The sequence below is a fragment of the Bradyrhizobium sp. USDA 336 genome (assembly GCF_044908355.1).
Lineage (GTDB): Bacteria > Pseudomonadota > Alphaproteobacteria > Rhizobiales > Xanthobacteraceae > Bradyrhizobium > Bradyrhizobium yuanmingense.
Genome location: NZ_JBIYDC010000002.1, coordinates 5,849,857 through 5,868,966 on the forward strand (window position 1 = coordinate 5,849,857; position 19,110 = coordinate 5,868,966).

General features: G+C 66.7%; 17 protein-coding genes and 1 tRNA gene. 12 read left to right on the top strand and 6 right to left on the bottom strand.

The window, feature by feature from the left end:
* Positions 1 to 381 precede the first annotated feature (381 nt).
* Positions 382 to 1,551: a DNA topoisomerase IB gene (locus ABIA45_RS28425; protein ID WP_271543173.1), complete on the top strand. Its 1,170-nt coding sequence runs from the start codon at positions 382 to 384 to the stop codon at positions 1,549 to 1,551.
* A gap of 110 nt (positions 1,552 to 1,661) precedes the next feature.
* On the opposite strand, the gene ABIA45_RS28430 is transcribed toward ABIA45_RS28425, so the two are convergent.
* Entirely contained in the window at positions 1,662 to 2,117 is a 456-nt protein-coding gene (locus ABIA45_RS28430) for an SRPBCC domain-containing protein (protein WP_404545026.1), read from the bottom strand.
* Positions 2,118 to 2,218: 101 nt separating this feature from the next.
* Between ABIA45_RS28430 and ABIA45_RS28435 the strand changes: the two genes are divergently transcribed.
* Positions 2,219 to 3,313: an adenylate/guanylate cyclase domain-containing protein gene (locus ABIA45_RS28435; RefSeq protein WP_271543684.1), complete on the top strand. Its 1,095-nt coding sequence runs from the start codon at positions 2,219 to 2,221 to the stop codon at positions 3,311 to 3,313.
* A 92-nt stretch (positions 3,314 to 3,405) separates the two neighbouring features.
* Here ABIA45_RS28435 and ABIA45_RS28440 read toward each other — a convergent pair whose 3' ends face one another.
* The 3 genes from ABIA45_RS28440 to tsaD are packed head-to-tail and all read right to left on the bottom strand — an operon-like array spanning position 3,406 to position 5,878.
* Positions 3,406 to 3,819 carry an EVE domain-containing protein gene (locus ABIA45_RS28440; protein WP_271543172.1) on the bottom strand — a complete coding sequence of 138 codons (414 nt, stop codon included), beginning with the start codon at positions 3,817 to 3,819 and terminating at the stop codon, positions 3,406 to 3,408.
* A 2-nt stretch (positions 3,820 to 3,821) separates the two neighbouring features.
* Positions 3,822 to 4,802, bottom strand: coding sequence for an NAD(P)H-dependent glycerol-3-phosphate dehydrogenase (locus ABIA45_RS28445; protein WP_404545028.1), 981 nt, complete (start codon positions 4,800 to 4,802; stop codon positions 3,822 to 3,824).
* 2 nt (positions 4,803 to 4,804) lie between these two features.
* A complete protein-coding gene (tsaD, locus tag ABIA45_RS28450; protein ID WP_404545030.1) occupies positions 4,805 to 5,878 on the bottom strand; it encodes a tRNA (adenosine(37)-N6)-threonylcarbamoyltransferase complex transferase subunit TsaD in 1,074 nt (357 codons plus the stop codon).
* Between the two features lie 151 nt (positions 5,879 to 6,029).
* Here tsaD and ABIA45_RS28455 point away from each other — a divergent pair, with 151 nt between their 5' ends.
* From ABIA45_RS28455 to ABIA45_RS28475, 5 genes are all read left to right on the top strand, one after another.
* Positions 6,030 to 6,776 carry a uroporphyrinogen-III synthase gene (locus ABIA45_RS28455; RefSeq protein WP_404545032.1) on the top strand — a complete coding sequence of 249 codons (747 nt, stop codon included), beginning with the start codon at positions 6,030 to 6,032 and terminating at the stop codon, positions 6,774 to 6,776.
* Positions 6,777 to 6,840: 64 nt separating this feature from the next.
* Positions 6,841 to 8,061: a COG4223 family protein gene (locus ABIA45_RS28460; RefSeq protein ID WP_404545034.1), complete on the top strand. Its 1,221-nt coding sequence runs from the start codon at positions 6,841 to 6,843 to the stop codon at positions 8,059 to 8,061.
* A gap of 36 nt (positions 8,062 to 8,097) precedes the next feature.
* Positions 8,098 to 9,897 (top strand): heme biosynthesis HemY N-terminal domain-containing protein, encoded by a 1,800-nt coding sequence (locus ABIA45_RS28465; RefSeq protein WP_404654489.1) that lies wholly within the window; start codon positions 8,098 to 8,100, stop codon positions 9,895 to 9,897.
* A gap of 99 nt (positions 9,898 to 9,996) precedes the next feature.
* Positions 9,997 to 10,072 (top strand) — tRNA-Thr (locus ABIA45_RS28470).
* Positions 10,073 to 10,206: 134 nt separating this feature from the next.
* A complete protein-coding gene (locus ABIA45_RS28475) occupies positions 10,207 to 10,596 on the top strand; it encodes a hypothetical protein (RefSeq protein WP_157285113.1) in 390 nt (129 codons plus the stop codon).
* Positions 10,597 to 10,768: 172 nt separating this feature from the next.
* On the opposite strand, the gene ABIA45_RS28480 is transcribed toward ABIA45_RS28475, so the two are convergent.
* The gene (locus tag ABIA45_RS28480) at positions 10,769 to 11,824 is read right to left on the bottom strand and encodes a polysaccharide deacetylase family protein (protein WP_404545040.1); all 1,056 of its coding nucleotides are present in this window, start codon (positions 11,822 to 11,824) and stop codon (positions 10,769 to 10,771) included.
* 253 nt (positions 11,825 to 12,077) lie between these two features.
* On the opposite strand from ABIA45_RS28480, the gene ABIA45_RS28485 reads away from it, so the two are divergent.
* Together ABIA45_RS28485 and ABIA45_RS28490 are read left to right on the top strand one after the other, a co-directional pair.
* On the top strand, positions 12,078 to 12,371 hold the full coding sequence (locus tag ABIA45_RS28485; RefSeq protein WP_036038816.1) for a hypothetical protein: 294 nt from the start codon (positions 12,078 to 12,080) through the stop codon (positions 12,369 to 12,371).
* 164 nt (positions 12,372 to 12,535) lie between these two features.
* Positions 12,536 to 12,751, top strand: coding sequence for a hypothetical protein (locus ABIA45_RS28490; protein WP_404545042.1), 216 nt, complete (start codon positions 12,536 to 12,538; stop codon positions 12,749 to 12,751).
* Between the two features lie 113 nt (positions 12,752 to 12,864).
* On the opposite strand, the gene ABIA45_RS28495 is transcribed toward ABIA45_RS28490, so the two are convergent.
* Positions 12,865 to 14,553 carry an MFS transporter gene (locus tag ABIA45_RS28495; RefSeq protein WP_271543161.1) on the bottom strand — a complete coding sequence of 563 codons (1,689 nt, stop codon included), beginning with the start codon at positions 14,551 to 14,553 and terminating at the stop codon, positions 12,865 to 12,867.
* A gap of 136 nt (positions 14,554 to 14,689) precedes the next feature.
* On the opposite strand from ABIA45_RS28495, the gene ABIA45_RS28500 reads away from it, so the two are divergent.
* Genes ABIA45_RS28500 through ABIA45_RS28510 form a run of 3 tightly spaced genes read left to right on the top strand, consistent with a single transcriptional unit; the run spans position 14,690 to position 18,928 of the window.
* On the top strand, positions 14,690 to 16,063 hold the full coding sequence (locus tag ABIA45_RS28500; RefSeq protein WP_404545044.1) for a hydrolase: 1,374 nt from the start codon (positions 14,690 to 14,692) through the stop codon (positions 16,061 to 16,063).
* A 34-nt stretch (positions 16,064 to 16,097) separates the two neighbouring features.
* Positions 16,098 to 17,468 (top strand): cytochrome P450, encoded by a 1,371-nt coding sequence (locus tag ABIA45_RS28505; protein ID WP_404545046.1) that lies wholly within the window; start codon positions 16,098 to 16,100, stop codon positions 17,466 to 17,468.
* Positions 17,469 to 17,518: 50 nt separating this feature from the next.
* Entirely contained in the window at positions 17,519 to 18,928 is a 1,410-nt protein-coding gene (locus ABIA45_RS28510; protein ID WP_036038810.1) for an adenylate/guanylate cyclase domain-containing protein, read from the top strand.
* The last annotated feature ends 182 nt before the right edge of the window (positions 18,929 to 19,110 follow it).

Genomic DNA, 19,110 nt, shown 5'->3' on the forward strand with positions numbered 1-19,110 from the left:
CACATGCGGCAAGCTCAGGCAATGCCGGCAGCATCATTCGATGGATTATGCGTCGGGCTAACCGGGCCCGACAAGGAGCACAAGCTGGACCTTCGACGGGCAGCCGGCCATGCGGAGGATCAAGGTCTGGGCGGGTCGCGTCGCAAATCTGAAACAGGGCGACGGGCGCCTTCCGGCTCTTTACCCAAACCGCCAGCAGGGACGCTGCAGACCCCCCATGCGCCGAGGAGAGGTATTTAGCAACCTCTTCTCACTGATTCGGGACTCGCAATCGTGTTCGGAACACCCTAAATGGCCAACCCGGGTCCAAAGAGACCCCTCGGAACAAAAATCACAACAGCGGCATTGATCGACAACAGGACAGGGCTAAGGCGTAAGACCATGATGGATCAGCAGAATCTCGGGACGATACGGCCCGCTTCAGCCGATCCTGCAGCCATTGCCCTGGCCAAGGCCCTCGGACAATGGCCGAAACCGGGCGGTTTCAGGCGCCCGAGCCCCAAGAAGACCTATGACACGGCGCCTGCGGCGACGGTCGAGGCCCTCGCCAAGGAGCTCGGCTTGCGGCTCGGCGACCAAAACGAGCTGACCATCCGTCGTATCAGGCGCGGCAAGGGCTATTCCTTCGTCCGTCCCAACGGCGCGCATATCCGCGACGCCCGCACCATCCGGCGGCTGCACGCCATGGCGGTGCCGCCGGCCTATCGCGAGGTGCGCTACTCCGCCGATCCGAACTCGCACCTTCAGGCGGTGGGCCGCGATGCCGCGGGCCGGCTGCAATACCGCTATCACGCCGACTGGGAGAAGGTCCGCGAGCAGCGCAAGGCGCATCGCCTGGCAAAGCTCGTCGGCGCGCTGCCGAAAATTCGGCGCAAGGTCTCGGCGTTCCTGTCAGGGGACGAGCCGACGCGCGAGTTCGCGCTCTCGGCCGTGATCGAGCTGATCGCGCGCACCGCAATCCGCCCCGGCAATGAATCTTACGCCCGCCTCAACGGCACCCGCGGCGCGACCACGCTGCTGAAGTCAAACGTCACGCTGGAAGACGATTGCTTCGTGCTGACCTTCAAGGCCAAGGGTGGCAAGGCGGTGCGCAAAGAGTGCGACGCCGCCAAGCTGGTGCGCGCCATTGGCATTTTGCAGAGCGTTCCCGGCAAGCGCATGTTCCAGTATCGCGATGCCTCCGGCATCGTGCGCGCGGTCAACACCACCCAGGTGAACGCGTTTCTGCGCGAGATTGCCGGCATCAAGATCTCGCTGAAAGATTTCCGCACGCTGATGGCGTCCGCCGTCGTGGTGGAATCGCTGTCGCGGATCACGCCGGCGAGCAGCCAGCGCGGCCGCAAGAAGCAGGTGCTGGATGCGATCCGCGCCGCCGCCGACCAGCTCTCCAACACGCCGGCGATCTGCCGCAAGAGCTACGTCCACGACACCATCGTCACCGCCTTCGAGGATGGCATCCTCGAGCGCTTCGCCGCGACCATGACGGGTCAGCGCTCGCAGGCCAGGCGCGAGCAGTTGCTGGCGCAGGTGGTGGCAACCGCGGCGGTGTAACGAAGCGACGCTCTCGTAGGGTGGGCAAAACGAAGCGTGCCCACCATTTGCCCATGGTGACGGGTGGTGGGCACGGCGCGAAGAGCGCGCCGTTGCCCACCCTACGAGAGCTACTTCTTATCTGACACACCCGTGTCCGGACCGGGATCGCCGCCTGCGGCTGCGATCGTGAGCCGCTCAAGGTAGTGCGCCCAACCCGTTGCATGAGCGGCCGCCTGCGCTTCGTTCGGCAGGCCGCTATGGGTCATGCGCAGCAGCGTGCCGCCGTCCTGCTCGATCAGGTCGATCTCGATCAGGCTCGAGCCGGGCGGCACTTCCTGACCGCCCTCCCACCCGAACGTGTAGGCCAGACGATGCACCGGCACGACCTCGCGGAACGCGCCGCGGGCGGCGGCGCCGTCCGGGCTGACGCCCTTGAGCAGGTAGAGCCCGCCGGGATAAGGCTCCGTGGTTGCGTCGGAGCCCATCCAGCTCAGGATCTTTTCGGGGTCGGTGAGGTAGGCGAAGACAGTGGCGCGCGGGGCCGCGATCTGGGTCTCGCGTCGCACTATGAAGGGCTCGGGCATCGGCGATCATCCCTGGTCTGACGATGGGACATGGCGGTGGCCCTGCGCTCCGTCAAGGATTGCCCGTGGCAAAGACGACCCGGTTTCGCCATGATCGCCTGATGCAGCTCTCCCCGACCCTCGCCTGGCTCCTCGATGCGGCCTCGGATTGTCGCGGGGCCGACCACCTGCTCGCGGAGCTCGGCGCGCATCTGGTCGCCGACGGCGTGCCGCTCGCGGCAGGCGCCCTGACGCTGGAGGTGCCGCATCCGCTGATCGCGAAGCGGACCTGGCTGTGGCGTGCCGACAGCGGCCAGGTGATCGAAGCGCTCGGCTTCGCGCCGGGCGGCCTCGCGCCCGATCCACCCGACGACGCCGGCCGCCGCTGGCTGCGCGATATCGCGCGCGGCGAGGTGCATGAAGATGTCGCCGGACGGCCTGCTGGACCGCTGCTCGGCTGGATCGGACCGCGCCCATTCACGGCAGATGAGATCGAGCAATTGCGTCAGGCCGCGCGTTTCGCCGCAACGCCGCTGGCCGTGCTCGCCGCGCGCGCCACCTTGCGGGCAACGCTCGATGCATACCTCGGCACGCGCAGCGCGGAGCGGGTACTGGCGGCGCCTCTGCGCCGCGATCTCGGCGAGACCATCCAGGCCGCACTGCTCTATGCGGACCTGCGCAATTTCACGAGCCTGTCGGAGACCACCCCGCCGGCCGGTGTCATTGCGGCGCTCGATGCCTGGTTTGATCGCATCGCCGGCGCGGTTCACGCCTTCGGCGGCGAGGTGCTGAAATTCATCGGCGACGGCGTGCTCGCGATCTTTCCGGTGCTCGAGGCGTCACCGCGCCGCGCCTGCGATGCCGCGCTGCGCGCGGCAAGCGCAGCCGAAGCGGGCATGGCGTACCTCAACAAGGAGCGCCGCGCGCAAGGGCTGCCGCCTTTGTCGTTTGGCGCCGCGCTCCATCTCGGCGAGATGCTCTGGGGCAATATCGGCGCCGCCAACCGGCTCGACTTCACCGCGATCGGCCCCGCCGTCAATCTCGCCAGCCGTCTGGAGGGATTGTGCAAGCCGCTGGGCCGGACGGTGCTGGTGTCGGGCGCGCTCGCCGCCGAGACGGAGATGCCGCTGGTTGCGCTCGGGTCGCACTCGCTGCGCGGCATTGCCGCACCGTGCGAGGTGTTTGCGCTGGAGGAATCGCAAGCCCGGATATCGTAGCCCGGATGGAGCGAAGCGTAATCCGGGATCGGGCTTCAATCGAGACTTTCCCGGATTGCGCTGCGCTCCATCCGGGCTACGAAACGACGTAACTACAGCCCGCCCATCTTGCAGACGAGCTTCCACTCCTCCGCCGTCACCGGCTGCACCGACAGGCGCGAATATTTCACCAGCGCCATATCCGCGAGCTTCTTCTCCGCCTTGATCGCGACCATCGTCACCGGCGTCTTCAAGGGTTTGTCGGCCTTGATGTCGACGCAGACGAATTTGCCGGTCTTGTCGGTTGGATCGGGATAGGCCTCCTTGATGATCTCGGCGATGCCGACGATCTCCTTGCCCTCGTTGGAATGATAGAAGAACGCCTTGTCGCCCTTCTTCATGTTCACGAGGTTCTGACGCGCGGTGAAATTGCGCACGCCGGTCCAGGCCTCGCCCTTGGCGCCCTTCGCAACCTGCTGGTCCCAGGACCACACCGACGGTTCGGATTTCACGAGCCAGTACGCCAAGCTTATTCCTCTGCCTTGAAGGGGCGCGTCATCAGCGCCGAGATCGCGGCATCGATCGTGCTTCGGCCGCTCAGGATCGATGCGACCGCCTCGGATACCGGCAATTCGATGTCTTGCGAAGCCGCGAGCTCGATCAGCACGGGGGCGGTGAACTCACCCTCGGCGAGCTTGCCGGCGGGCGGCTGCTCGCCGCGTCCGAGCGCGAGGCCGAGCGCGAAATTGCGCGATTGCGGGCTCGAGCAGGTCAGAATGAGATCACCGAGGCCCGACAGGCCGGTGAGCGTCTCGCTGCGTGCGCCGAGCGCACGGCCGAGGCGCGTCAGCTCGGCAAAGCCGCGGGTCGTGAGCGCCGCCTGCGCGGAGGCGCCGAGCTTGCGCCCGACCGCAATGCCGACCGCGATCGCCAGCACGTTCTTGGCGGCGCCACCGATCTCGACGCCGCGAATGTCGGTGGAGTGATAGGGGCGGAATGTCGGCGAGCCCAGCGCCTGCACCAGGCTGCTGGCGAGCGCCTCATCGCTTGCCGCCAGGGTCACTGCCGTCGGCAGGCCGCGTGCGACGTCGTCGGCAAAGCTCGGCCCCGACAGGATCGCCGGCCGCGCGTGCGGCGCGGCCTCGGCGATCACGTCGGTCATGAACTTGTGGGTGCCGTGCTCGATACCCTTGGCGCAGGCGACGATCGGCACCGCTTTCGTGATGTGCGAGGCCAGCATGTTGACGGCACCGCGCAAATGTTGCGCCGGCGTCGCGATCAGCAGCATGTCCGCGCGCGCGGCGAGCGCCAGCTCGCCCGTCACCACGATCTCAGGCGCGATGCGCACGCCCGGCAGCCGCGGGTTGTCGCGCGTCGATGCGATCCGCGCGCCATGCTCGGCATTGCGTGCCCACAGCGTCACGTTTCGCCCTGCTCGCACCGCCACCGTCGCCAGCGCCGTACCCCAGGCGCCTGCGCCGATCACTGCGACGGATTGGAACGCGGCCATCCCTAGAATCCCGCCCGAGTCTTGCCGTAGCCCGCGGGCGCCGTCGCGTTGGCATCGAGCAGCCAGCGTGCGCGCGGCTGCGCGTCCATCGTGTCGGTCAGGCCGAGCGCCAGGCGCTCGGCGCCGGCCCAGGCGATCATGGCGCCGTTGTCGGTGCACAGCGCGGGCGGTGGCATGATCAGCTGCGTCCCGGCCTGCCTCGCGACATCGTCAAGCGCGCCGCGGATCGCCTGATTGGCGGCGACGCCGCCGGCGGCGACCAGCGCGCGCGGCGCGCCGAACTGCTCGCGGAAAAGCTTCAGGCCGACGCTCAGCCGGTCGGCCGTTGAATCGAGCACGGCGGCCTGGAAGCTCGCGCAGAGATCGTTGATGTCCTGCGGCATGAGCTCGGCCAGCCGGCTCGCTTCGGTGCGCACCGCCGTCTTCAGCCCCGACAGCGAGAAATTGGCATCGGGGCGCCCCTGCATCGGCCGGGGAAACGCAAAGCGCGTGGCGTCGCCGCCTGCCGCCGCGCGCTCGACCTGCGGGCCGCCGGGATAGGGCAGGCCCAGCATTTTCGCGACCTTGTCGAAGGCCTCGCCGATGGCGTCGTCGACCGTGGTGCCGAGCCGCACATATTGGCCGACGCCGGTGACCGCGACGATCTGGGTATGGCCGCCGGAGGCGAGGAAGAGGCAATAGGGAAATTCGATGCCGTCGGTGAGACGCGGCGTCAGCGCATGCGCTTCGAGATGGTTCACCGCGACCAGCGGCGTGTCGTGCACCATCGCGATCGCCTTCGCGGTGGTGAGTCCGACGATGACGCCGCCGATCAGCCCGGGCCCCGCGGCCGCCGCGACGCCGTCGAGCTGAGCATACCCGATGCCGGCCTCGTTCATGGCGCGCTCGATAATCCCATCGAGCACGTCGACATGCGCGCGCGCGGCGATCTCCGGCACCACGCCGCCGAAGCGGGCATGCTCGGCGATCTGCGACCGCACGATGTTGGACAGGATCTTGCCCTTGCCGTCGGCCGCGCGTTCGATCACGGCCGCGGCGGTCTCGTCGCAGGTGGTTTCGATGCCCAGCACCAGCATTGGCGAATTGTTATCCAATTTGCGCCCTTGCGCTCATCCATAAAGCAGAGTTCTGGTACGTCCGGTAGCATCCCGGGGTCGGCTTGCGCAATCGTCACGCGCAGCCGTTCTGGTCAATGCGTCACCGCCAAATGGTCCGGGAACAGCAGCGATGTCCATTCTTGTCACACGGCCGCATCCCGACAATGCGGCGACGGCGGACAATCTGCGCACGCGCGGGCATGCGGTACTGCTTGCGCCGGCACTCAAGCTCGAGCCGGTCGCCTTCCAAGGCGAGAGCGAAGTTTCTTATGATGCCGTTCTCGTCACCTCGGCCAACGCGATTCGCGCCATAGCGCCGCAATTGCCGGACCTCGGTCTGCTGGAGCTACCATTGTACGCGGTCGGCGAACATACGGCTTCAGCGGCGCGAAAGGCTGGTTTTGCCGAGGTGATCGTCGCCGGGGGCGACGCAGCGTCCTTGCGCGACAAGGTGATGCAGAGCGCGTGCGACAAGGTGCTGAAGAAAAACAGCACGCTGCTGTATCTCGCCGGCGCGGATCTGTCGCGCGACCTCGGCGGCGAGCTCGGCGCGGGAGGTTTCCGCGTGGTGACGCAGACGACCTACCGCATGGCGCCGGTGAAGCATCTGCCGCGCGAGGTGTGCGAGGGCTTTGCCGCCTACGGGATCGAGGCGGTGCTGCACTACTCCCGGCGTAGCGCACGTGCGTTCCTAGATGCGGCGCGGGACGAAGGTGTCGAAATTTCGGCGCTAGCGATCCCGCATTGCTGCCTGTCCGAGACCGTTGCGGGCGTGCTGCGCGATGCCGGCGCGTCACAGGTTCTGGTGGCCGCAACGCCGGACGAAACTGCCTTATTCGACACCTTGGAGCGTGCGTTGCGGACCCGTTTGGCGTAAAGGTCGGGCCGAATCCGACGCAATCTAATCCATCCCTGGTATGGAAGTGTGAGGAACCGTCACGATGGCCGACGACAAGCCTGAAGACGCTGGATTGGCGCCCGATCCGGGTCGTGCCAAGCGCACCCCGCCCACCATCGACCTCGAGGCGACGGAAGTCTCGACCCAGCCGCAGCAGGTCGCGGGCGAGCCCGAGGCATCCGAGCACGTCGCGCAGGAGCCGGCCAGGGTGGAAGAGCCCGGCTCGGAACAGGTCAAGGCCGAGCCTCAGTCCGAATCGGCAGAGCAGCAGGCCTCCGCGGCGGCGCCTGTATCGGCGCCGATTTCCCCCTGGATCATTGCGCCGTTCTCCGGCGTTGCCGCGGCTGCGGTCGTGATCGCAGTCGGCTGGATGCTGGGCTGGCCCGCGGTGCAGGCCCCGCCGGCCGCGCCGCAGGTCACCAGTGCGACCGTCGATGCGCTGAGCGGACGCGTTGCCGCGGTCGAAGCCAGAGCGGCGAGGCCCGCGGCTGATCCGGCCCAAGTCGCGCGGATCGACGCGTTGGAGAAAGCGGCGAGCGCACTGCGCGGCGACATCGCCAATTTGCGCGCACAGTTCGACAAGACGGCGAGCGCGCTGAACGATGCGAAATCCGCAGCCCCGAGTGCCGCGCCCGATCTTGCCGCGCTCACCGACCGCATCGCTCAGCTCGAGCGCGCGAGCAAGACCGAGCGGGCCGAGCTCGCGCAGCAGGGCGAGAAGATCGCCGAGGCCAAGACGATGGACGACAAGCCGCTCCGCTACGTGGTGGCGGCGTCCCTGCTCGACGTTGCCGTTCGCCACGGCGATCCCTATCAATCGCAATTGGCGGCGGCGCGGTCGCTGGCGACCAAGCCCGATATGCTGAAGCCGCTCGAGGCGTTTGCATCGTCCGGCATCCCGACATCGGCGGCGCTGAGCCGCGAGCTCCTCAATATCGTGCCGAAGCTGTCGCCGCCGGCTGAAGCTCCGTCGAGCGAGGCCGGCATTGTCGAGCGGCTCCAGGCGGGCGCGTCGAAGCTCGTGCGGATCGAGCGCACCGATGGCGTCGGCAACGATCGCGGCGCTATCGTGACGCGCGTCACGGCGGCGGCGCTCCGCAGCGATTTCGCCGAAGCGCGGCGCGAGCTGAAGACGCTGCCCGAGGCTGATCGCGCCCCGGCGCAGGCCTGGCTCGACAAAGCCGACGCCCGCGACGCCGCGCTCGCCGCGTCCCGCAAATTCGCCGACGATGCCATGGCGGATCTCGCCAAATCTACTCAATAAGATTCGCGCAACAATCGGCGCGTATAGGGATCGACCATGCTTCGCATCGTCCTCTTTCTCGTCTTGATCGCACTGGCGGCGGCCGGCGCGGCCTGGGTCGCCGACCAGCCCGGCGATCTCGTCCTGACCGCGGGCAGCTTCCGCATCTCGACGACGCTGCCGAGGTTCGTGTTCTTGCTCGGCCTCTTCGCCGCTTCCGTCGTGCTGGTCTGGAGCATCCTGACGATGATCTGGCGCATGCCAGGGCGCTTGCGCCGACGCCGTCATGACAAGCGCCATGCCCGCGGCCGTCATGCCATCACCCATGGCCTGCTCGCGATCGGCCACGGCGATTCCGCGCTCGCGCGCCGGCACGCCGAGGCGGCGCGGCGGCATGCACCGAACGATCCGCTCGCGCTGCTGCTGCACGCGCAGTCGGCGCAGCTCGAAGGCAATCGCAACGAGGCGCAGCGCGTCTTCCGCGCCATGGCCGAACGCGAGGATATGCGGCTGCTCGGCCTGCGCGGTCTCTTCATCGAGGCGCAGCGCGCCGATGATGCGGTCGGCGCCGTGATGATCGCGGAGGAAGCGATCAAGCTGTCGCCGTCCGCGACCTGGGCCTCGCACGCGGTGCTCGGCTTCCGCTGCGCGCGCGGCGACTGGAGCGGCGCGCTCGCGATCCTCGATTCGAATCTGTCCGCGGGCCTGATCGACAAGCCGACCTATCGCCGGCAGCGCGGCGTGCTGCTCGCCGCGCGTGCGCTGGAGCTGGAAACGATGGACCGCGACGTCGCGCGCGAGAGCGTGATGGAGGCGGTCAAGCTCGCGCCGACCCTGGTGCCGGCGGCCGTGCTCGCGGCAAAATTCGAGAGCGAGGCGCATCAGGTGCGCCGCGCCATGAAGATGGTCGAAGCCGCCTGGCTCGCCAATCCGCATCCCGATCTCGCGGATGCCTATGCGCATGTGAAGCTCGGCGATTCCGCATGGCACCGCTTGCAGCGGGTGGAAACTCTCGCCGCGAAGACCCCCGCCGACAAGCCCGGTTATGTCGAAGGGCAGCTCGCGATCGCGCGTGCTGCGATCGAGGCCTCGGAGTTCGCCCGCGCACGCGAGGTGCTCGCGCCTTATCTCAAGGATCCGACCCAGCGCGTCGCGCTGCTGATGGCTGAGATCGAGCGCACCGAGCATGGTGACGGCGGCCGCGCCCGCGCCTGGACCTTGCGCGCGGTGCGCGCCCGGCTCGATCCCGCCTGGACCGCGGACGGCTATGTCAGCGACCGCTGGCGTCCGGTCTCCCCGGTCACCGGCCGCCTCGATGCGTTCCAGTGGCAGGCGCCGGTCGCGAGCCTGCCCTCGGACAAGGGCCCCACGCTCGAATCCTCGGCCTTCGAGGAAGCCATGCTGGCCGCTCCGCCGCCGAAGCGGGTGACCGCCGCTCCCAGCGAAGCCGCGGTGGAACCGCCGGAGGTGGCCCCGCTGCCGGCACCGGCCGCGCAGGACAATTCACCCCCTCAGGCCAAGGACGCCGCGAAGGAGGCTACCAAGGAAGTGGCCAAGGAGACTGGGGAGCAAACTGCGAAGGTCGACGAGCCGGTCGTCACGCCCGCCGAGCCGGCGAATCCGGCTCCGGCGCCCGCCGAATCATCGCCGCCGGCGCCGACGCCGGTCTTCCGGACCCGCGCCGACCTCAGTAAGCCCACCTCGGCGCCGACCCAGACCGTCATCCCGATCGTCCGCGCACCGGACGATCCCGGGATCGACGACGACGGCCCAAGCGACGAATTTACGGAACAAATCGGCACGCCCAAAGCCCAGGCGGGCGGCTGGCGCGGATTCTGGTCCCGCTGGGGCGCGTGAGCGGTATTTCGCCTCCCGCTTGTCCTTGCCAATTCGGGCCATGCCCGATATCAGGGGCGCGCGTATCGGGGCCGGCATTGCTTTGGTCCCGGCAGGTTCGCCGCAATAGCTCAGTCGGTAGAGCACGTCATTCGTAATGACGGGGTCGGGGGTTCGAATCCCTCTTGCGGCACCAGCGCCCCGGTTCATCCGATCCCCAAGCGCCTCCGATCGACCAGGCATCAGGCTCGCTCAGCTGCGTGATCGCGATCACATAATCGCAGCCATGGCTCCCCTACCGTCCGTCACGCCAACACGGGGAGACCTCACATGCGCAAGATCATTCTGATTGCCGCCATGCTCCTGGCTTCTGCCTCCGCCCAGGCAGGCGGCTCCCGCGGCCTGTCGCTCGCCGCGGCAGACGAACAGACCTCCACTCCGCAAACTGCGACATCGGCGAGCACCGTGACCACGCACGTGAGCGAAGCCGCGCCGGCCACCGAGGCTCCGAAATATTCCGATCGTCCGCCGGCGGTGTCGCTCTCCGCGCCGGCTGCGGTGAGCGCTCCGACGGCGACCGCACCTACGACGGCCGCGCCGGTCATGACGGCCAAGCCCGCATCTAAGAGCGCAGCAAGGTCAGACAAGCCGAAGCCCAAGCGCAGCTGGACCGAGCGCCGCATCATCAGCGAACTGCATCGCCACGGCATCTATTGGTAGGCCGCAGACCAGTACCCCGATCTCGCCGTCATGCCCGGGCTTGACCCGCCTGCGCGGCCGAAGCCGCTTCGGCGCGGCGAAGGCCCGGGCATCCACGTCTTCGCGCCTGACTCAGAAACGTGGATGGCCGGGACAAGCCCGGCCATGACGCAAAAGTTTGGATTTAGCGCGGTTACTGCGAAATTGTTTGCACCACGCTCGCGATCGGGCGCGTGTTGGTGCCTGCGGTCGGCACCTTCATGTCCTTCATCAGCGCCTCGTCATATTCCGGCAGCGTCTGGAGGCTCGTCTTGGCCTTCATCTGCACGACCTTGTAACCGCCGGCCTTCAGCCGCGCGAGCAGCGTCGGCAGGGCGAGGCCCGTGTTCTTCTGGAAGTCGTGCATCAGGATGATGCCTTTGCCGAGCTTGTCCAGCCTCGTCATCACGGTCTCGACGATCTTCTCCGGCGTCGCGCCCTTCCTGAAGTCGAAGGAGTCGATTTCGGTCGAGAACATCGCGACGTTGCGGGTGCCGAAATAGCTCACCATCGCCGGATTATGCTGAAGCTGCGGAAAGCGGAAGAACGGCGCCGGATTGGTGCCGAGCGCGAATTTCACCGCGCTGAAGCCCTTCTCGACCTCGTCCTTGACCTGCTGCTCGGTCAACTTCTTGCTGTTCAGATTGACATGCGACCAGGTGTGCGTGCCCACCGTGTGGCCCTGGGCCAGCACCTGCTTCAGGATCTCCGGATGGTAGGTCGCGTGCTTGCCGACCGAGAAGAATAGGCCCTTGGTGCATTCGTCCGCGAGCGCCTTCAGCACCGTAGGCGTGTTGACCGGCCACGGACCGTCGTCGAAGGTCAGCACGACCTCCTTCTCGGTCAGGAAGTCGAACTGCTTGAAATGCTCGAAGCCGAAGCCGGGGCCGCCCGTCGTGTCGATCTCGACGACGCGGGACACGCCCAGCGCGTTCGGATTGGCGCAGGCCTGCTTCGGCTGCATCGGCATGACCGGCACGGGGGCAGGTGCTGGAGCTGCAGCGGCCGGCTTGGCCGCGACGGCCGCGGTGGTCTCGACGTCGTCCTTGGCGGCGAGCTTCGCCTGTGCCGGCAATGGGTCGGCGGCACGGGCGGCAACTGTCTTGGGAGCGCCCTGGTCGGCGCGCGCGGAATAATAAAACCAACCGCCGGCGGCGATCACGACCGCCGCAACTACACTGGCCAGCATCAGGCCCAACGCATTACGCATCGCTACTCTTTCCAATTACGCAACCAAACCGGCGGAATTTCCCGCGCGACGAGCCATTAATGCGAAGTAAGAGTTAACGTGACACCAACACGACAGCGGTTGCGAAGGAATTTCAGTGGGCTGCGTCTGAGTGACTGAGATCACAGAGGACGGGTCTCCCGTGAGCGTCATCACAGTGGAAACGGTTTTGCCGGAGCATCGTAGCTCCCATCGACAACGGGCCCCGCTGTGGCGGCGCCAATGGGAGCTTCAAATGACCAAGTCGTTTACCGGCAAGATCCGCGACACCAGCCTGGCCCTGGGTTTTGCCGCCATCGTCTCGATCGCTTCGACGGGCGCGAGCTTCGCCTTCTCGGCCGAGGCGCAGCAGATGTGCACGGGCGATGCCTTCCGTCTCTGCTCGGCCGAGATCCCCAATATCCCGAAGATCACCGCGTGCATGATCAAGCATCGCTCGGACCTCAGCGCCGGCTGCCGCGCGGTGATGGACAAGACCCTCGCCAAGGGCGCTTCGCGCAAGGTCGCTGACGCTCAGGACACACAGTAATCAAGACGCCGGCGGTTGCGCCGGCAGCTCCCCTCGCCATGTCCCCCGGCATGAAGCCGGGGTGATGGCGGCGGCGCGCTGCAGCTAGTCAACAAAGCCGTTGCAGGTGCGGGATCGTCGCACTAGCTTCGCCCGCGTCTTTCCGGGTAAGAGGCAATTGCGCAATGACCAGACTGCTTTTCGTTATTTACTTGCTCCTGTGCGCATCGAGCGCCTCCGCGCAACAGCAGCCCGGCCATGATGCCTGCGCGCGCGACGTAACGCGCTTCTGCCGTCCCGTAATGAACAATGGCGACGGTGCCGTGCTCGCCTGCCTGAAGCAGAACCGCACCCGCCTCAGTAAGGGCTGCGACAAGGTGCTGACGGATCATGGGCAGTGATCGTCATTCCGGGGCGCGCCGTTAGGCGAGAGCCCGGAATCCATCGGGCGGCAAACTCCTGAGAGAAATGGATTCCGGGCTCGCGCTTCGCGCGCCCCGGAATGACGAAAGACCTACGTACTGCTTCCCGCCGCGGTCGCGACCACCGGCAGCACCTCGCTGTTGGCGCGGTCCGGCGTATCGTCCTTCCAGCGCACCGAACCGAATGGGCGCTCCAGCATGCGGCGGATCCGCACCGGCTCGGGACCGATGTGGAAATCGATCGCCTGCTGATGCAGCGCGCGTTCGGACTGGGTCGCCCGGTTGCGCTGACGCAAATAGTCGAGCCAGGTCGGGCAGTGATAGCGCTCGGTCCACAGCTCGGGGTCGGCGATGTCGCGCGCGATCGACCAGCCATAGGCGCCATTGCGTTGGCGGGAGAGCTGCACATCCTGCATCACGTTGTGGAACGCGCGCGCGTTCTCTTGCGCGACGCGATATTCGATCTCGACCACGAGGGGCCCGCTGCGTCCGGTCAGCGACAGCTTCACTTCGGGATCGGCCAGCATGTCCGCATCCTCGTTGCGGGCGCCGACGCGCGGCATCGTAAGCCAGATGCCGAGCAGCGGCGAGATCAGCATCAGGCCGGCTGCCGTCAGCAGCGCGATCTCGACGCCGGCATAGTCGGTGAGATGGCCCCAGCCCCAGGCGCCAATCGCGATGCCCCCGGCGATCGCGGCCTGGAAGGCTGCGAGCGAGCGACCAGCGACCCAGCGGGGGGCCGAGAGCTGCACGCCGATATTGAATAGCGCGATCGCCGCCATCCAGACTGCGCCGCCTAGCACCAGCGCGGCCGCCGTCAGCACCGGCTCCGTGCTCAGGGCGAGGGCGGCCATGGCGAAGGCCATCGTGATGGTGCAGGCGCGGATCGCGGCCTCGCCGCTCATGCGCTTGCGCAGTTCGTGAATGTTGAGCGCGCCGATCACGGCGCCCATGCCGAAGGCGCCGAGCATGATGCCATACATCTGCGCGCCGCCATGCAGCAGGTCGCGCGCGACCAGCGGCATCAGCGCCATCACGGCGCCGCCGATCAGGCCCATCACCAGCGTGCGCAACAGCACGATCTTGATCGGCGGCGAATTGGTGATGTAACGCACGCCCGAAACCATGGCACGGTTGAGCTTCTCCCGCGGCAGGCGCGACGCCTCGGTGTTGCGGCGCCAGAGCAGCAGCACTACCAGCAGCGGCAGATAGAGAATCGCGTTGCAGGCGAACGCCGCCACCGCACCGAGCGCAGCGACGATGACGCCGCCGACCGCCGGGCCGAAGCTGCGCGCGATGTTGTAGCTGATGCCGTTCAGCGCCACCGCGGACGCCAATGCCTCGGGCGGCACTTGTTCGCTGACCGAGGACTGCCAGGCCGGACCGAACAGCGCATTGCCGCTGCCGACGATGAAGCAGAAGGCGAGCAGCAATTCCGGGGTGATCAGGTTGAAGCCGGCCAGCACGGTGAGCACACTCGCGCCGATCAGCGCGATCGACAGCGAAATCACGCTGACGATGCGACGGTCATACATGTCGGCAATGGCGCCGGCCGGCATCGAGATCAGCATGATCGGCAGCATGAGCGCGGTCTGCACCAGGGCCACCTTGTCTGCCGAGGCCGCCATCTGCGTCATCGCCCAGGCCGCACCCACGCCCTGGATCAGGAGGCCGAGATTGGAGAGCAGGCTGGCGAGCCAGATCCGCCGGAACACGGTGTACCGCAGGGGCGCAGTGATGCCGTCGGCGGCCATTTTCGGGCGGTTCGGCTGCTCGGTCATATCCCCTTCCATGTCGGATGGCAGAAGTGGTTGTGGTGATTCCGGCCAATTCAGTGATGCCCGCGAAAGTCCTTCGCTGTCCAGTGCTTAGGCCGGTATAAGCAGTGCAAAGAGCTAGGCTTGCCGGGAGGAACTGATGAAGCTGTCGCGACGGACGATCTTGCAAGGGGCTGCGAGCGTGCCTTTCGCACTTGCGAGCTTGCGGACGGGCGCGCTGGCCCAGACTCCGCCTGCCGCCGCGCCCGGCACGGAGCTGCCGCCGATTCTGTTCGTCCACGGCAATGGCGATTACGGCGCGCTCTGGATGACGACCTTGTGGCGGATGGAGTCCAATGGCGTTGCACGGGATCGCATGATGGCGATCAATTTCACCGATCCCCTGGCGCGCAACGACGACAAGGTCGAGCAGGCGGGCCGCTCCTCGACCGAGGACCAGCGCCGCGAGCTCGCTGCTGCGATTGCTGAGCTGAAGCGCCGCACCGGCGCACCTCGCGTGGCTCTGGTCGGCAGCTCGCGCGGCGGCTACGCGATCCGCAATGTCATCAGAAACGGCGGCGCCGGGGATGTCAGTCATGCCGTGCTGTGCGGTACGCCCAATCACGGTGTGTTCGCGACCGACGACCAGCCCAACAACGAGTTCAACGGCCGCGGCAGGTTCCTGCGCAGCTTGAACGAGGGCGAGAGTGAGGTGACGCCGGGAGTCGCTTTCCTCACGCTGCGCAGCGACGGTCTGGACAAATTCGCGCAACCCGATGGCCGCTTCATCGGCAAGCCGGGCACGCCGACCAATGTCACCGCCCAAGGGCCGGAGCTGAAGGGCGCCACCAATATGGTGCTCGGCGCGCTCGACCATCGCGAGGTGGCGTTCCACCCGCGCGCGTTCCGAGAGATTTACAAGTTCATCGCGGGGCGCGAACCTGCGCGCATCGCGATCGTGCCGGAGACCAGCGTGAGATTGAGCGGCCTCGTCACGGGCACGCCCGGCGGCGTGCCGACCAATCGTCCGGTCGCGGGTGCAACCGTCGATGTCTTCCGTGTCGATCCTGATACCGGTGAGCGCAAAGGTGGTGCGCTGTACAGCTCGAAGACCGGCGCCGATGGCCGTTGGGGGCCAGCGCAGGTCGATCCCGCCTGGTCGCTCGAATTCGTGCTGACCTCGCCGGATGCGCCGACGACGCACATTTACCGCTCGCCCTTCCCGCGCTCGTCAGAGGTCGTGCATCTGCGGCCCGCGCGGCCGCTCGGGCCTGCCGACAAGGACGCTGGCGCCGTCGTGATCATGTCGCGCCCGCGCGGCTATTTCGGCCTGCCGCGCGATGTGGTGCTGCTCGATGGCAAGGAGCCGGCCGACGTCAAGCCGGGCGTGCCCACGGATGCGGCAGCAACCCTGCGGCTTCCGGCCAGCGAGGTTGGACGTAACATCGTGGCCCAATTCGGCGAAGAACGGATTGTGACACGCGCCTGGCCTGCGTCCGAGAACCGGATTGCCATCGCCGAGCTGACTTACTAGCTATTTACCTGCGTCCCACTTGCGGGAGAGAGCCATGAATATCGCCAGCGTGCGTCGGCCCATCATCCCTCCGGCTCCCCCGCGGGCGCCCGACAATATGTCGTTCTACGCCCGGCTCGCGGTCATCAGGCAGAACATGATCGCGACCTGGGGGCAACGCGCCTATGAGGAAGAGGTCATCCCGGGCCGCTTCATCTTCCGCAACAGCTTCATCCTGAACCAGCCGGACGCGATCCGGCACGTGCTGCTCAGCAATTACGAGAACTACACGCGCACGCCGGCCGGCATCCGCATGCTGCGCCCCGTGCTCGGCGACGGCCTTCTGATCGCGGAAGGTCATTCCTGGACGTTTCAGCGCCGCACGCTAGCGCCGGCCTTCACGCCGCGCGCGACCGCAAACCTCGTTCCGCACATGACGGCGGTGCTCGACGAGACCATCGCCAAGCTGGACGCGCAAACCGGCGAGCCGGTCGACCTGCGCGCGATCATGCAACGCATGACGCTCGAGATCGCCGGGCGCACGATGTTCTCGTTCGGCATGGACCAGCACGGCGCGACCCTGCGCAACTTCATCATGGAATATGCCGCGCGGTTGGGACGTCCCTATTTCCTCGACATGGTGCTGCCGGTGTCCTGGCCGAGCCCGATGGATTTCGCCCGCGCCCGTTTCCGTAAGCGCTGGACCGAGTTCGTGGCCATGCTGATCGCCGAGCGGCGTAAGGCGGGCAAGAAGGACGGTGCGCCGCCGCGCGATTTGTTCGATCTCATGGACGAGGCACGCGATCCCGAGACGGGCCAGGGCTTCTCCGACGAGCAGCTGGTCGACGAGGTCGCGACCATGATCCTCGCCGGTCATGAGACCACGGCAACGGCGCTGTTCTGGGCACTCTACCTGCTCGCGCTCGATCCTGATACGCAGGAGGAGGTGGCGTCCGAGACCCGCGGCGAGCATCTCGACAGCATGGCCGACATCGATCGCCAGAAATTCACCCGCGCGGTGATCGACGAAACCATGCGGCTCTATCCGCCGGCCTTCCTGGTCGCGCGTGCCGCGCGCGATAAGGACAATGCGGCCGGTGTCGAGATCAGCAAGGGCGACATCATCATGATCGCGCCCTGGCTCTTGCACCGGCACGAGAAGCTGTGGGATCAGCCGAACGCTTTTATTCCAAAGCGCTTCATGTCGAAGGAGGCGCCGGACCGTTTTGCCTATCTGCCGTTCGGCGCAGGTCCGCGCGTCTGCATTGGCGCACCGTTTGCCCAGGCCGAATCCGTGCTGGCGCTTGCGCGGCTGATCGGCGCATTCCGAATCGAGCTTGCCGACCCCGCGACCCCCGTGATCCCGCTCGGCGTCGTCACCACCCAGCCGGACCATTCACCCCTGTTCCGCATCACGCGTCGGTGACAGGCTCGCGTCTGGCCGCTGGCGTGACCCAGCCTACATAGAGTTCCGCCATGAGCGACATTCAGGCCCAGTTCTCCGTTCTGAAGCAGACCGCCGACCCCGTTGTGGTGGAGGCCATCGCGCAGCTGATCGCCAACGGTCATGATCGCGATCTCAACCGGATCAATGCGCTGGATTTTGCCGACCGGACCGGGCTCGACCAGGAGAAGGTCATTTCCGGCTTCCTGCACGCCTCGCGGCTCGGCCTGTTCGACATGAGCTGGAACGTGCTGTGTCCCGGCTGCGGAGGCGTGCTGGGCGCGCACGCCACGCTGAAGTCGTTGAAGCACGACGACTACAATTGCGCGCTCTGCGCCGCCGGATACGAGGCCTCCGTCGACGAGATGGTCGAAGTGGCCTTCACCGTCAGCCCGCGGGTCCGCCGCATCGGCGCTCATGATCCCGACACGTTGCCGATCTGGGAGTATGTGCGGCAGATGTTCTGGAGCTCAGGCGTCGACATCAACGACGAATCCTTTTCCCGCCTGATCAACCAGGTAACGCTCGAAGCCCTCGAATTGCCCGCCGGCGAGAAGGCGATCCTCTCACTCAATCTGCCGAGCCAGTTCATCATCGTGTTCGAGCCGGTCACCCATTCCGCCCATTTCCTGGACGTTCAGGGTGAGCCGACCAGCGAGCGTCAGCAGCTGTCGATCATGTTCAACAAGCTGGAGGCGCCGACGGGGACCACCGTGATGCGCCCCGGACCGTTGCGTCTCATGCTTGAGAACCAATCGGACAGTCGCGTATTGCCCTCGGTCTGGATTGCCGACCACGCGTTGCACGAGATGATCGGCAAGCGCAAGCCGATCCTGACCGCCAAGCGCATGCTGTCCAACCAGACGTTCCGCGACGTCTTCAAGGCCGACAACCTCAATGTCGACCAGCGACTGAAGATCACGTCCCTGACGTTCCTGTTCACCGACCTGAAGGGTTCGACGGCGCTGTATGAGCGGGTCGGCGATCTCAATGCCTTCGATCTCGTGCGGGCGCATTTTCGCGCGCTGCTGGAGATCATCGCCGCCGAGAAGGGTGCGGTCGTGAAAACGATCGGCGATGCCGTGATGGCGACCTTCGTCAGGCCCGAGCACGCCATTACCGCGGGACTGCGGATGCGCGCGGCGATGGACGAATTGAACAAGCAGCGCGGCGCCAACGACCTCATTCTCAAGATCGGGATCCACGAAGGCCCCTGCCTCGCGGTCATGCTCAACGAGCGGCAGGATTATTTCGGCCAGACCGTCAACATCGCCGCGCGCGTGCAGAGCCTCTCGACCGCACAGGAGATTCACATCACCGGTCCGGTGCTGGACGCTCCCGCCGTTGCCGAAGTGCTCGAGCAGCGCGCGATCAAGCCGATCCAGAAGCAGGCCGCGCTCCGTGGCATCGCCGACAAGATGGTGGTGTACGAGATACCGTGAGGCGGGGGATGCGACTGCTTGCTCCGTCATTGCGAGGAGCCCTTGCGACGAAGCAATCCGGGCCGCCTCCGCGGAAAGATTCTGGATTGCTTCGCTGCGCTCGCAATGACGTTGTGGAAGCGGACGTGCGCCCCACTCTCCATCGTCAAGCCCGGCCATGACGGCAGAAAGCGCGCCCAGAT